This is a genomic window from Kitasatospora sp. NPDC057015 (assembly GCF_042673745.1).
Lineage (GTDB): Bacteria > Actinomycetota > Actinomycetes > Streptomycetales > Streptomycetaceae > Kitasatospora.
Map to the genome: position 1 here is coordinate 1 of NZ_JBHUSG010000091.1, position 14387 is coordinate 14387.

Genomic DNA, 14387 nt, shown 5'->3' on the forward strand with positions numbered 1-14387 from the left:
GCGCCGCCGCACGACGCTCGGAGGATCGCTCCGGCGGAGCGGCCGGAGTCGGGCTCGACCGGGCTGAGCCGGGCTCAGCCGCGGTGGACGAGTGCCCGCCGCAGGTCGTCCAGCTCGTCGGAGAGCAGCCGGCGCAGCGTCGGCGTCAGGTCCTCGCGCGCCAGGCAGGCCTCGGCGGCCCGCACGGTGGCGGGGAGCGCCGAGCCGGCGGGGAAGAGCGACTGGCCGAGTGCCCGGGCGACCGCGCCGCCCCGCTCGCCGGCCGCCGGCACCTGCGCGAAGTACCGCTCCACGTAGGCCTCCCGGAGCTCGTCCGACCCGGAGCGCCAGAAGCCCTCGGCGGTGGCCGCCAGCAGGTGGTTGGAGAGCAGGTCGGGGGTGAAGAGCTCCCGCCAGGCGCGCTCCTTGGCCGCCGGCCCGGGCCGGGCGGCGCGGGCCCGGGCCGCGCCCTGCTCACCGGTGTCGGTGGGATCGGCGACGAGTTCGGCGGCGATCCGCTCCTCGTCCGCGGCGCCGGCCGCGGCCAGCTGGACCAGGGCCGCCCAGCGCAGGTCCTGCTCGAACGCCACTGCGGCCGGTGCCTCCCGGCCCGCCAGCCACCCGGCCAGCTCGGCCAGCCGGTCCGCCCCCGAGGTGGTCGCGACCACGCCGCGCAGCGCGGCGATCCGCAGGCTCTCCCCCGCCCCGGGGCTCTCCAGCAGGGCCCGGGCGGTGTCGCCGAGCCGGCGGAGCGCGGCGGGCCGCAGGTCGGGAGCGAGGTAGCGGGCGACCACGTGGTCGGTGGCGAACCGCAGGACGGCCTCGACGATGGTGACCGCGCTCTCGGCCGGCAGGTGCGCGGCGACGAGGTCGAGGTAGCCGGCCGCGGGCAGTTCGCCGGCGCGGACGAGGTCGCGGGCGTGCTCCCACAGGACGGCGCGGGTGAGTTCGTCCCCGATCCGGGAGAGCGAGGCGGCGACGGTCGCGGCGGAGTGCTCGTCCAGCCGGATCAGGGCCCAGGTGAGGTCGCCCTCGTTGGGCAGCAGCAGCGCCGGTCGGGCCGCGCCCGCCAGCTCGGGCAGCGGGGTGCGGCCGCCCGCGGCGACGTCGGCGTCGATCCGCTCCCGCAGGACGACGGCCTCGCCCGCCCGCTCGTAGACGCCGACCCGGATCCGGTGCGGGCGGGTCCCGTCGTTGACCAGCACCACGGAGCGGAGGGTGTCGCCGTCGGCCTCCACCTCCAGGCGCAGCGTGTCGACACCGCTGGTCCGCAGCCAGGCGTCGGCCCAGCCGGCGACGTCCCGGCCGCCGGCCTCGCCCAGCGCGGCCAGGAAGTCGGCGAGCTCGGCGTTGCCCCAGCGGTGCCGGGCGAAGTAGGTGTTGAGGCCCGCGAAGAAGGCCTTGTCGCCGAGCCAGTGCACCAGTTGACGGAGCACCGAGGCACCCTTGGCGTAGGAGATGCCGTCGAAGTTGACCAGGGCCTCGGCGACCGAACCCATCGCGGTGGCGGCCACCGGGTGGGTGGAGCCGCGCTGGTCGGCGTCGTAGCCCCAGCCCTTGCGCTTGACGGAGAAGGACGTCCAGGCGCCGGTGAAGCGGGTGGAGTCGGCGGCGACGCGGTAGCCGAGCATCTCGGCGAAGGACTCGTTCAGCCAGAGGTCGTCCCACCAGGTCATGGTGACCAGGTCGCCGAACCACATGTGCGCCATCTCGTGGCACACGATCATGGCGCGCGTCTCGCGCTGCGGCTCGGTGGGTGCGGCGCGGAACAGCAGCTCGTCCCGGAAGACCACGCAGCCCGGGTTCTCCATCGCCCCCCAGTTGAACTCGGGGACGAAGGCCTGGTCGTACGAGCCGAAGGGGTAACGCTCCTCGAAGAGGTCGTGCAGCCGGTCGAAGGAGGCGCGGGTGACCTCGAAGAGCTCCTCGGCCTCGCGGTCCAGCTCGGCGGCGAGCGAGCGCCGCGCGTACAGGCCCAGCGGGATGCCGTCGTGCTCGGCGTGCACGGCGTGCAGCGGTCCGCCGACCACGGTGACCAGGTAGGTGGAGACCGGCCCGACGGGGGAGATCTCCCAGCGGCCGTCACCGAACGCGGCCGAGGTGCCGTTGCCGATCACCGTCCAGTCGGCGGGAGCCGTGACGGTGAGGGTGAACGGCGCCTTCAGGTCGGGCTGGTCGAAGCAGGCGAACATCCGCGGCGCGAGGTCGGGCCCGCAGCTGGCGTACACGTACGCGGCGCCGTCCGCCGGGTCGGTGAAGCGGTGCAGGCCCTCGCTGGTGCGCGAGTACGTCATGTCCGCCTCGACCAGCAGTTCGTTCTCGGCGGCGAGGGCGGGCAGGGCGAGCCGGTTGCCGTCCAGGGCGGCCGGATCGAGGGCACGGCCGTTCAGTTCGGCGCGCAGCAGCACGGCCGGGTCGACGTCCACGAAGGAGTCCCGGCCGGGTTCGGTGCAGTCGAACCGGATCACGGTCGTACTGCGGTAGTGGCTCTCGCCCCGGGTGAGGTCGAGATCGACGGAGTACGAGCGCACGTCGAGCAGGTGGGCACGGGTGGCGGCCTCGGTACGTTGCAGAGCTGGCATTCCTGCATGCTTGCCGCCGCGGGCCGGACCGGGCAAGCGTGTTCACCCAGAGCGGGACGGCGGCCGGCGGCCGGTCGGCCACGGCCCGCCCGTCGGCTCCGGCCGGGCTGCCCGGGCCGGCCCCCGCCTGCTCGGCCGCGCCGTGGTCACCGCAAGGCCTGGTCACCGCAAGGCCTGGTCACCACAAGCCCTGGTCACCGCAAGCCCTGGTCATCGCTCGCTGGGCGCGGCGGGTGCGAGCCGGGCGGCGAGGACGGTGATGTCGTCGCGCTGCCAGTCGATGCCGTGGCGGTCGGCCGCCAGGTACAGGGCTCGGACGGCGTCCTGCGCGCCCGGATCCCGGAGCTCGTGGAGCGTCTGCCGGACCCGGTCCGGGCCGAACTCCTCGCCGCCGGCGGCGCGGGCCTCGGTGAGGCCGTCCGTCACCAGGACCAGCAGGTCGTCGGGGGCGAGCCTGGTCCGCGCGGTGTCCCAGGGCCGTTCGGCGGGGGTGATCATGGAGCTGACCAGCGGGCCGGTCGCGTCCAGGGACTCGATCCGGCCGTCCGCACGCCGGACGAGCGGCGGCTCGTGGCCGGCGTTCACCCAGGTGAGGATGCCGTCCGCCGGGTCCAGGACGGCGATCGCCAGGGTGACGAACCGCTCGTCCTCGTCGGCGAGCGCGTCCCAGGCCGCCTCGACCGCCGCCTGCGGGCCGTGCCCCATGCTCAGGGCGGTGGACGCCCGGATCTTCGCCCTGGCGGCGACCAGGCCCGCGTGGACGCCGTGCCCGGAGACGTCGCCCTGGAGCAGCGCGGTGGTGCCGTCGGGCCTCGGCAGGATGTCCCAGAAGTCACCGGCCATCAGGCCCTCGGCGGCGACCAGGTAGCCGGCCGCGTCGACGCCGCGGCCGGGCCCGGTGTGCGAGACGAGGAAGTCCGAGAGTCCGAGGACGGCCTCGCCGTTCTGGGTGAGCGCCTCGCGGTCCCGGCGGGCCGCCCAGCGCAGTTCCTGCATCCGTACCCGTACCCGGTCCACCTCGGCGGACAGGCCGCCCAGCCAGCCCGAGGCGAGCCGGGCGGGGCAGGCGAGGTCACCGCGCGAGGCCGCCTCCACCCGGCGCTCCAGCATCGCGATCGGAGCCGCCACGCAGCGTGAGGCGAGCACGACCAGCAGCCCCACCAGCGTCAGGAGGACGATCGCGAGGGAGGTGACCAGGCCCAGCATCGCGTCCTGGTGGAAGGAGGCCTCGGCCCGGACCTGGTCCCGCTCGGCGGCGATCTTCTCCGCCAGGCGCCTGGTGTCGGCGCCCAGGCGGCCGGTGTCGGTGGCACGGACGTCCTGCGGGGACACCGGCCGCGGCCCGGCGGCGGGCGGGGACACCGGCGGCCCGGCGGTGGGCGGGGATGAGGGGTACGGGTTCGCAGCGCCCGGCGTCCGCGCCAGCGGGGTCGCGAGCGGCGGGGTGCCGGCCTCCGGGGACATCGGCTGCGGGGTGCCGGCCGGTGGCCCGGCCGGGGCGAGGGCCGGCGGGCGGACCTTCGCCAGCCAGCCGGTGAGCTCGTTCTCCAGGTGCACGAGGTCGAGGTGCAGGTCCGGGGTGGACGCGGTGTGGCGGTTCAGCTCCGACAGGGTCTCGGCCAGCTCGGCCGTACCGGCGTCCAGCTCCCGCAGGTAGGCGGGGTCGCCGGTCAGCAGGTAGCCGCGGTGGGCGGCGCTCTGGGCCTTCACGGCGGTGGCGAGGTGCTCGGCGGCGTCGGAGGCCGGGTCCAGGTCGTGCCGGATCACGGCGACGGCGTCGGTACTCCTGCTGTGGAACTCCGCGAAGACCACCCCCGCGATCGAGAGCGGCACGGCCAGCCCGGCCGCACAGAGCCCGATCGTCACCCGCGGAGAGCGGCCTAACGAGACGAGGTCGGGCAGGTGGCGGCTGATCCGCATGGCGGTACTCCCGGGTCGGTCGGCTGGGACGCCCGCCTCCGCCCTCCTCGGGTGGGCCCGTGGCCCGTGGCACGTGTCCGGCCCCTCCCGGCGTCCGATAACCAGCCTGGTGGCACGCTGGAGCGGTCGGCAGGGGCCGAAGGTCACCCGTCGGCCGGGACAAGGTCCCCGGCCGGACCCGGCACGGGGTACGGATCGGCCGCCGGCCCGGGCACGGCCGGGCGTCACACCCACCGACTCGGGCACGGCCGGGCGTCACACCCGCCGACTCGCGCCGAGCCGGGCGTCACACCCGCCGGATCTCCACGAGCTCCGTCCGGCCGCCGACCTCCACCAGGCCGCCGGGCAGCGGCCGGGTCAGGATCTGCGAACCGACCCCCTGCCGGATGTCCAGCGGACGCCCGAGCTGCTCGGTGAGCACGATCGCCGCGGCGCCGGTCGCCTCGTCCTCCACGACGGCCTCGCCGCGGCGGGGGAACGCCCTGGCCCGCACCCTGCCCGCCGACTCGTCCGACCACGCCCAGGCGTACAACCAGCCGCTGCCCGGCGGCGGGGCGGGCAGGGCGTCCACCTCCGCCGCCGACCCGTAGCGGCCCGTGCCGCGGCCGGCCGCCCACCGCGCCGACGCCCGGATCCAGTCGAACCCGCCGTCCCACCGGCAGCCGACCTCCCCCGCCGGCGGGCGCAGCACCGCGGGCGCGTCGCCGGTGGTGCGCAGCAGCCAGGCCGTTCCGACCAGGGGGTGGCCGGCGAAGGACATCCGCAGGCCCGGCGTGTAGATGTCCAGCACGCCGTCGGCGACGTCGTCGACGAAGACGCACTCGCTGAAGCCGAGTTCGGCGGTCAGGGCCAGCCTGGCGCGCTCGCCGGGCACCGCGGCGCCGTCGCGCACGACGCCCAGCAGGTTGCCGCCGCCCCCGTCGGGACCGCAGAAGACGCGCAGGACGTGCAGTTCGGTCATGGCGGCATTCAACAGCACGGTCGTGCACCGACAACCCTCGGGGCGCCCCGGGCGGCCTCCGCCGCGCCCGCGCCGGGCACCCCTGTGGTCGCCGGAGCCTCGGCGTACGACCGGGGCGGCCCCGGTCCGCGGGTACCCGACCGCTCGGGTCGCCCGCGGATCCGGCCCCCTCGCTACGCCTCCTCGTCGTCCAGGTGCAACCGCTTCACTCCGCCGACAAGCGCCTCCTCCTCGGCCTTGCGCTTGACCTGCGCCGGCGCCGGCGCGGGCTGGACGGCGGCCGCGGCCAGGGCGGCCCCGATGGCGGTGTGCAGTGCGGCCCTGGTGGACGAGCGGCTGGTACCGCTCCCGGCCACCTCGTAGTACTTGGCCAGGGCGGCCAGGGCGCCGGCCGCCTCGGTGGGGTGCTCGGCCGCCCGGACCTCGTCGAACCAGCCCTGCAGGCGGGACCGGTGCTCCGGGAGCGGCACCCCGAAACGGTCCAGGGTGAACGACTCCCGCACCTGCCCCCAGACCTCGGCGACCGCGTCCGCGCCGTGCTCGGGGAAGACCGTGGTGACCGCCCGGTCCCACTCGGCCAGCCCGGTCAGGTACTTCTGCGCGGTCTGGGTGTTCAGCGGGTTGCCCGGGCCGGCGTTCACCAGCTGGGCCATGTTCTTGTCGGTGAACGAACGGGCCGCCAGCTTCTCCACGGTGCTCGGGCCCACCTCGCCGAGCGTTCCGGCCAGGTGCCCCCAGCCCCGGTAGGCCCGGTCCAGGGCCTCACCCCTCATGGTGAAGGGCGCGGCGCCGTCGAAGTGGCTGGCCACCACCGCGTCGTGCCGGTCGCCGCCGATCAGGACGAGGTCCAGCTCACCGCTGCTGGTGGCCTGCCCCAGCTGCAGCCCGTCCACGAAGGTGGTGTGGGTGAGCTTCTGGTGGGCGCCGACGAAGATGCCCACCAGGTCACCGACCCGGGCGGCGCGCGGGTGGCCACCGGGATCGTCGAGGGTGGCCAGCTCGTGGCGGGCGTGGTCGACGGCCGCCCTGGTCGGGGCGTCCAGGGTGTCCAGCGCGTGCATGTCGTCGAACCGCTCGCCCAACCAGTGCTCCAGCTCCCGGTGGCTCCCGCCCTCGAAGGAGAGCAGTGCGGCGCGCATCAGCGACCAGGACGCCGCGTGCGAGTACTGGGCGGCGCCGAACTGGGTGTCCGGACGGGACTGCTCGCTGAGCATGATCCGGCTGATCCGGTCGTGGTCCAGCGAGACGTCCGAGACCAGGTCGGACGTGGTGCCGTAGCGCCGGAACGGCTCCGCTCCCGGCGGCAGCGTGCCCGGCTCGTGCACCGCTGTCGGGTGCTCCAGGCCGAGCCCCAGGCGGATCTCCTCCCGCCGGTCATGGGTCATGTAGTCCGGGAAGGCCCGGTGCAGGCTCTTGATCAGGTGCTCCTTGGCGGCGACCGCGTCCTTGGCGGTGAGCGAGCCGCTGTCCTTGATGTCCAGCAGGGTCCCGACCACCTGGCTCGTCTCCGGGGCCCTGCCGCCGTGGTGCTGGAAGGCGTTCAGGCTCTCCAGCACGTGCGCCTCACCGTGGCCGACGGCCAGGCCGTCCGCGAAGGAGGCGAACGAGGTGATCTGGGACATCTCGACGTAGCCGGAGACCAGATCCCCCAGGTTCCGGTGCCAGTCCTGGAGGGACTGCCCGGGCGGCGGGTTCTGGGGCAGGGCGTCGAGCCGGCGGACGATGTCGTCCCAGCGGGCCTGGACCATCGCCTCGTCCTTCGGCCCCACGCCCTTGCCGGTCGGCGGGAACTTCCCGAACTCCACGATCTCCGCCTTGAGTTCACGCCAGACGGAATCCGCGCTGCGGCCCGCGAGGCCGCTCGCGGCCTTCCGGGTGAGCCCCCAGGGCACGGTGTGCGAGCGCTGGTCCGTGCCGAACCGGGTCATCGGCCGGTCGTTGGACACGTGCACCTCGCCGAGCCAGACCTCGTGCCCGCCCAGCCGGCGCCCGGGGTCGCCGACGACCACGGTCTGGACGGCCACCGGCAGCGGCCGCCGCTCCGCGGGAGGCGCGGGCGCCACCGTCGGGGCCGCCTCGCCGGGCTCCGGGGTCGCCGCCCGCATCTCGACGTCCTCGGTGAACGAGTCCTGGCTCAGGGCGTCGTGGTGCAGGACGTCCTGGCCCGACGGGACGTGGGCCGGCGCGTCGTGGGCCGCATCGTGCGCGGGCGGCGGCTGCGTCGGCGGCTGGTGCCCGACCTGGGTGTGCGGGGACGCCCCCGTGGAGTGAGCACCCGACGCGACGGACACCGAGGAGGGCGGCGGCGGGGGCGGCGGGGTGTACGTACTCGGGGAGACCCGCCCGGGCCGGAACGCCACCGGAGCGGGCGGCGGGGGCGGCGGCGCGGGGTGCCCCGACCCCGACGCACCGTCGGAGCGGCCGGACGGGGTGCCCGTCGGCGCGGGCGCGGGTGGGGGTGTGCGCGTGGTCACGGGTGCGGGCGTGCTCGTCGAGTTCGAGTTCGAGGTCGGGTTCGAGGTCGAGGCGGAGGCGCTCGCGGCGGTGCCGGGAGTGCCCGCGGGAGTGCCGGTGGCGCCCGCCTTGGCGGCTGCGGCGGCAGCGGCCTTGACGCGCTTGGCCTCCCGCAGTGCCTGCAGTTCCTCCGGGGTCGGCTTGCCACCGCTCTTGGGCTCCTTGGGGGCCCGCGCCGTCCGCTCGCTGCCGAGACGTTGTGAGATCTCCTCCAGCTGCCTGACCTGATGATCAGTCAGATCTCCTCGGTGTCGCGAGACTTCGGCGACCACGTCGGCCAGCTTGCCGATCGCCGGGGTCAGCGAACCGCGCTCGGTGCGCAACTGGTCGAGGGTGCCGTCACCCAGCCTGGAGTGGAGGCTCAGCACGTCCGTGGCGTCGCGGAGCCGCTTCTCCCGCAGCATCGCCATGTCGACCTTGCCGTCCTGCTTGCGCATCGCCAGCGCCGCGATCTTGTCGCCCAGCAGGTCGCCGGAGGCGACCACCTTGAGCGGCACGGTCTCGCCGTTGTGCGTCTCACCGTTCACCACCACGTGCATCCCGTGCTCCTGGGCGTGCACCGGGGCCAGCGTGATGCTGACGTCGAGTCCGCCGAAGTGCCCGGTCACCGTGGTGGCGTTGGTCCGCCGCCCCGGCACGACCTGGCCGTCGGTGAGCACGTCCTCCGCGAGGAAGCGCAGGACCTCGTTGGGGTTGGTGACCGCGTGGTCGCCGAAGGAGAGCCGCATGTCCAGGTCCTGGACCGGGCGGTGCAGCTGGACCGCCGCCACACCGCCGCCGCCACCCAGGACGAGAGCTCCCTCGGGGAGGCCCAGGGTGCTCTCGCGGAGCTTGTCGACGACGGTCTGTTCCAGCAGCGCCGCCGTGCCGAGGCGGAACTCCGACTCCACCGTCTGCTGCTGCGTCATGCCCTCCGGGACCGGGTGCCGCTCACCGGTCGCGACCGGGTCCGGGTGCGGGGCGGACTCCGGGTGCTCGATGGCGCCCGGGTGCTCGATGGCGCCGGGGTGCGCAACCGCGCCGGGGTGCTCGATGGCCCCCGGGTGGGTGACCGCCCCCGGGTGCTCCACGGCTCCCGGATGCTCGACGGCCCCCGGATGCTCGACGGCCCCCGGGTGCGCGACCGTACCGGGGTGCTCGACGGCGCCCGGGTGCGGCACGGTGTCCGCGGTCGTCCGCGTGGTGGATTCCGGCGGAGGCGGAGGCGTGTGACCGGCACCGGAGCCGGGCTGCGGCCGGGCCGGGGCCGCGCCCGGAGCGCTCTGGTGCGGCGCCGCAGGATCCGACGTCGCGTGCGGCGCGGGCGTGGTGGACGGATCCACCCCCGCCATGAACTCCCGGAACCCGCGGTACATCTCGTTCTCGGCGTGGGTGGCCGTCACCGGGTTCGCCGGCGCCGGGTGGACCGCCCCCGGGTCCGGCCCGTAGAGACGCTCCAGCAGCGGCAGCAGGTCCGGCTCGTTCGCCCGTACCCACTCGGGCCCGTTGTTCCGCGGCTGACCGGTGTGCGGGTCGGTGCCGTGGTTCGTGCCGAGATAGGCGTTGGTGACCTGGGCGAAGTACTCCAACTCGTCCCGCGAGGCGTAGTTGTCGACCGGCTTGCCCTGGGTGTCGTGGCGCGGTCCGTCGGACCAGGTCGCGCCGGGGTCGGCGAGCTTCTTCTGGTAGCTGTCGGTGATCGCGGCCCGGTCGGCCGTCGGCAGGCCCTGCTGGTGGATGGTGTGCGCGAACTCGTGGGTGGTGGTGGAGTATCCGTCGTGGTAATGCGCGCCACCGCCGATCGTGGTGTCCTCACCGAGCAGGTTCTCCTCGGTCACCCCCGCCCGGCGCCCACCGGAGCCGCGGACGTCGTCCCAGCCGCGCCCGCCGCCCGAGGCCCCCTCGGCGGCGGTGCCGCGAAGGTTGTGGAAGGCGTTCACGTCGGTCATCGAGACGTCCTTGGGGACGACGACCATCCCGGCACCGGCCTTGAGCAACCGGGCGGCCACGTCCGGGTCCTGGAGCATCCGGGCGGCCTGGGCCCTGGCCTCGGCGCGGGCCGAGACGGGCCTTTCGGTCCGGCCGTCCACGTCGACCATCAGGCGGGCCGCCGTGTCGGCGAACTGCGCCGGGGTCTGCGAGCCGCGCAGCGCGTCCACGAACCCCGGGTCCTTGGCGAGCCAGCGGCGGTACTCGGGCCGCATCGAGTCCAGCGCCTGGGCGCGGTCCTGCGCGGACATCCCCGGGAGTTCGCGGATCAGCCGCTCCGACTCGGGCGGACGGGTCGCGGTGAACCGTTGCTCCAGGCCGAGCTCCGCCACCGTGCGGGAGACCTGGCCGTCGTTGGACCGCCGCAACTCGGCGAGTTCGGCCTGCCGCCGGTCCCGCTCGGTCTGGTGGATCGTCTCCGCGTCCCGCGGGCGCAGCGGACGGTTGAACCCGCCGGCCACCCCGCCGTCGGCGTGCGGGCGCGGCTGTCCGGCGCCACCGGCCGCAGGACCGGCCGTGGGCGCCGGGTTCGGGGCGGTGGACCGGGGCGCCGGGGCCGGGGCGCCGCTCCCCTGCGCGGGCACGTGGGTGCCGCCCGCGCCGGGCGCCGCCGACGCGGCCGGGCTCACCGCGCCGTCAGCGGGGGGCGGCGGCGGTACCGGGTCCGCGGAGCGCGTCCCGGACTCCCCGCCTCCGAAGCGGACCGCGGCCATCGGCGGAGCGGACGGGACACCCGCCGTGTCCAGCCGGCTGGTCACGCCCTCGGGTTCGCGAGGCGTCGGGGCGACCGGCTCGGCCGGGCCCGCGGGCCTCGGCGGTTGGACGTTGGTGCCGGTCGCTCCCGCCCCGGCGTGCGCGGTCGCCTGCGCGACCGGGTCGACCCGAGGTTCCGCGCCGGCGTGGCCGCCCTGCTGCGGCACCGAGGCCAACTGCTCGGGGGCGGTGGTACGAGGCACGGCGGCCGGCCCGGGCTCCCCGGCCGCGGCCGAACGCGGCGCGGCGACCGGCTCGTGCACGGCCGGAGCAGGCTCTCGTACAGGCGCAGCGGGCTCGCGCGCCGCGACCGGCTCGTGCACGGCCGGCGCAGGCTCACGCGACGCGACGGGCGACGGCTCGTGCGGCACCACCGGCGACGGCTCGCGCGACGCGACGGGCGACCGGTCCGCGAGCGGCTGGTCCCCCTGGCGTGCGATGGGTTCGTGCGCCGCCGCAGCGGGCGCGCGTTCCGCGAGCGGTTGGACGGGCTGATGCTCGGCCGCCCGGGCCCCCGCCTGAGCGGGCGGTGCCTCGGTGTGCACCGCGGACGGCGCCTCTGCGCGCGCGGACGGCACCTCCCCGGGGTGCGCGCTCGTGCTGTGCTGCGGAGTTCCCTCGGGCGAGGTCCGGGTGGGCTGGGGAGCGGCGTCCGGGGTGGCGGGACGGGCCTCGCCGCCCGTGTGCACGGCGGGCGCCGGCTCGGCGGCCGGCGTGGACGCGGCCGTGACCCGGCTGGGCGCCGCCGGGTCGGCGGGGGCGCCACTGTGGACGGCCGGGCCGTCCGAGCCCGTGGTGTGCGCGGCGGGGGCCGGGGCGGCGGGGCGGTCCGAGCCGAAGGGCACCAGCCCCTTCGCCCCCGGGGTTCCGGCCCCGGCCGATGCCTGCTCCGCGCCGTGCACCGTGCCGGCGGCCGGCACGCTGTCGGCGTGGGTGGCCGTACCGGGGCCGCGGAAGCCGGTGTCAGCCGTTCCCGGCTTGGAGAAGACGGGCGCGTCCGTCCCGCGCGCACCCCCCGAGGAAGCGGCAGCCGAAGTCGCGGCGCCGGAGGTCCCGGCACCCGAACCAGCGGCACCCGAACCAGCGTTGCCCGAACCAGCGCTACCCGAAGTCGCGGTGCCGGCCGAAGACCCGCCCGACGAGGAGGTGACCGACGGCCCGGCGGAGGTCCCGGAACCGGCCGCGGAGTGGGACGCGGGAGCACCCGAGCCACCGGTACCGGTACCGGACCCGGCGCCGCCGGACGGCAGGCTGCCGTGCGAGGGCGGGGCCGCGGGGGCGTTGAAGTGGCCCTTCACCGCGGACGCGCCGGCGTGCAGCCCCGCTCCGGCCCCGCCGCTGAGCCCGGAGCCGAGCAGGCTGCCGCCGTCGACCTTGCCGGTGGTGATCAACTGGGTGGAGACGTCCGCGCCGACGCCGACCGCGCCGCCGTGCACCATCTTGCCGACGGTGGTCTCCATCGCGTTGGCCAGCCCGAGCTTCGAACCCGCGCCGCTCAGGCCCTTGCCGATGAGGTGACCGCTGGCGCCGGCCACGGCGCCACCCAGCGCGTTCTGCCCGACCTCCTTCATGTCGATGCTCGAACGGTGGCCCTCCATCAGCTCGATGCTCTGGGCCATCAGGTTGATCGCACCCATCTGGATCGCCTGCTTGGCGGCGAACTCCAGTGCCTCGGTGAGCAGTTTCTTCAGGACCTGCTGGATCACCGTGCGGCTGACGCCGACGGCGATCGGGATCTGGGCGAGCGAGATGCCGGCCGTGAACGGCGCCTCGGCCTCGGCGGTGGCGATCTCGAAGGCCAGGATGCCGAGTTGTGCCACGATCTGGATCTTCGCGGTCTCGGCCGAGTTGGCCATCGACTCCAGCATGTCGCCCATGCCCTTGCAGGCCTGGACGAGTCCGGGGAAGTATCCGGGATCGGCCTCGGTGCCCTTCCCGGTGGTGAACTGTGCCCAGTGCTCGGCCAACGCCTGCGCGGCGGTGCCCTGTTGGCCGTCCAACGCGCGCTTCAGCGCGCTGTCGGCGGCCTTCCCGGCCTCCTCCAGCGACTCGGCGCCGTTGCGCCAGCGCTCGGCCATGTCACGCAGCATGTCCTCGTCGGCCTCCGGCCAGCGGGTGCCGGCCAGGAGGAGCAGCACCCACTGGAGGGGCTCGGGCAACTCGACTGCCATCGGATCAGGCCCTTCCGGTGGTGTGCGGGCGGCCCGCCGCGGATCCGTACATGGCCGCGGAAGGGACGGTCGGGTCGACGGCGGCCGGCGAGTAGCCCGGGACCTGCGGTACGCCGATGGAATCGTCCTCGTCGTCGCGGAGCACGCCGGCGGTGGAGTCCTCGGTGGCGCGGTAGTTCTCGGCCATCGCCTTCAGCCCGTCGGCGATGTAGCGCACGGCGTCCGGCATGCCCTTGAGGCCCTTCAGGGTCTCGGTGCTGTACTTCAGGTAGCCCTTGTCGCCCTCGGCGAAGTGCTTGCCCGACTCGTCGTTGCCCCAGGGGGCGGTGCTGTGGGTGTGGTCCAGGAAGGCCGTCAGTCCGTTGACCAGCTGGGCGAGTTGGTCCGAGGCGGCCAGCACGGGGCTGACCGCGGCCAGGTAGAGCTCCGGGTCGACCTGGAACCCCGCTCCCCCGCCACCGGCGCCCGGCTCGCTCCCGGCCAACCGCTTCGTCCGGGCCTGCTCGGTGCCTAGCTGCTCATCCATGGCGGTTCCAGTCCGGGTCGGTACGGGTGGCGGTCGGAGGACCGGCACGGTGCGGGCGGGTACGGAGGTGACGGGGGACATCGGTCGTACGTGGGGTGGATCACCGGGCGGCGGGCCGCCCGGTCAGGGCCCGAGGCGCAGGGCGATGCCGGCCATGGCCTCGGACCGGTCGGGGCCTCAGGGCTGGGCGGCCGGTCGAGCGCCGCCGCCGGATCCGGGCTCAAGCGCCCCGGTGGCGGCGAGCCTGGCGAGCGCGGTGCGCAGGAAGGGGCTGGGCACCTGGTAGCCGCCCTCCTCCCGGAGCGGGGCCGGCTTACCGGCCTCGGCGGCTGCCGCGGGCGAGGACGCGGACGCGGCGACCGCGGACGTCGGCCGCGGGGTGGACGGCGCGTCGGCCGCCCGGCCGCGGGTGTCCTCGCGGTGCTCCGCCGGGTCGGGCAGCGCCTCCTCGTCGGGCCGGCCGCGGCGGGCCGCGACCGCGCGGGCCCGGTCGAGGTAGGCGTCGTCAGGTCCGGCCGGGGCCGTCCCGGCGGCAGCCGCCGAGGCCGGTGCCGTCGATGCCGCCGGTGCCGCGGACGGGGAGTCCGTCGCCTCGGGTGCGGCTCCGGTGCCGAGCACCGCACTCGCGAGCTGGGTGAGCAGGGCGTGTTCCGTGGCGGCCGGCTGCGTCGGCTCCGCGGCGGCCGGCGGCGCGCCGGCCTCGTCGCCGCGGGCCGCGTCGATCCAGCGCCGGCGCATCCGCCGCCAGCGGGGGTCGGTGTCCTCCACCCGGCTGGCCTGGCCGATCACGCCGGAGTCGGCGAGGGTCCCCTCCTCGTCCTCCCAGTCCGCCCCGCCGAAGCGGCTCGGCCGGACGAAGCGATTGCCGGCGGCCTTGCCGCCGCCCCCCTTACCGCCCATGCCGCCGCCGGGGTGGGCACCGCCAGCGGCACCCGCGGGGCCGCCGGCCCGGCCGGTGGCGGGCTCCGCGCCGAACGCGCCGCGCGCGGCGGCGCCCGTCCCCAGGCCGGAGC

5 protein-coding genes and 1 pseudogene are annotated in these 14387 nt (G+C 75.9%); all 6 read right to left on the reverse strand.

Annotated elements, in window-relative coordinates:
- Positions 1 to 74: 74 nt before the first annotated feature.
- Entirely contained in the window at positions 75 to 2561 is a 2487-nt protein-coding gene (gene pepN / locus ACFTWP_RS40500) for an aminopeptidase N (protein ID WP_380270204.1), read from the reverse strand.
- 210 nt (positions 2562 to 2771) lie between these two features.
- Positions 2772 to 4481 (reverse strand): SpoIIE family protein phosphatase, encoded by a 1710-nt coding sequence (locus ACFTWP_RS40505; RefSeq protein ID WP_380270205.1) that lies wholly within the window; start codon positions 4479 to 4481, stop codon positions 2772 to 2774.
- A gap of 286 nt (positions 4482 to 4767) precedes the next feature.
- Positions 4768 to 5442 (reverse strand): PhzF family phenazine biosynthesis protein, encoded by a 675-nt coding sequence (locus ACFTWP_RS40510; protein ID WP_380270206.1) that lies wholly within the window; start codon positions 5440 to 5442, stop codon positions 4768 to 4770.
- 173 nt (positions 5443 to 5615) lie between these two features.
- Positions 5616 to 12848 (reverse strand): hypothetical protein, encoded by a 7233-nt coding sequence (locus ACFTWP_RS40515; RefSeq protein WP_380270207.1) that lies wholly within the window; start codon positions 12846 to 12848, stop codon positions 5616 to 5618.
- 4 nt (positions 12849 to 12852) lie between these two features.
- Entirely contained in the window at positions 12853 to 13374 is a 522-nt protein-coding gene (locus tag ACFTWP_RS40520; RefSeq protein ID WP_380270208.1) for a WXG100 family type VII secretion target, read from the reverse strand.
- A 177-nt stretch (positions 13375 to 13551) separates the two neighbouring features.
- Positions 13552 to 14387, reverse strand: a pseudogene (locus tag ACFTWP_RS40525) (hypothetical protein); the annotation flags it as partial.

What these genes read in the sequence shown, in the direction of transcription:
- pepN (WP_380270204.1), bottom strand. Translation starts at nt 2,561, where the DNA reads ATGCCAGCTCTGCAACGTACCGAGGCCGCCACCCGTGCCCACCTGCTC.
- ACFTWP_RS40505 (WP_380270205.1), bottom strand. Translation starts at nt 4,481, where the DNA reads ATGCGGATCAGCCGCCACCTGCCCGACCTCGTCTCGTTAGGCCGCTCT.
- ACFTWP_RS40510 (WP_380270206.1), bottom strand. Translation starts at nt 5,442, where the DNA reads ATGACCGAACTGCACGTCCTGCGCGTCTTCTGCGGTCCCGACGGGGGC.
- ACFTWP_RS40515 (WP_380270207.1), bottom strand. Translation starts at nt 12,848, where the DNA reads ATGGCAGTCGAGTTGCCCGAGCCCCTCCAGTGGGTGCTGCTCCTCCTG.
- ACFTWP_RS40520 (WP_380270208.1), bottom strand. Translation starts at nt 13,374, where the DNA reads ATGGATGAGCAGCTAGGCACCGAGCAGGCCCGGACGAAGCGGTTGGCC.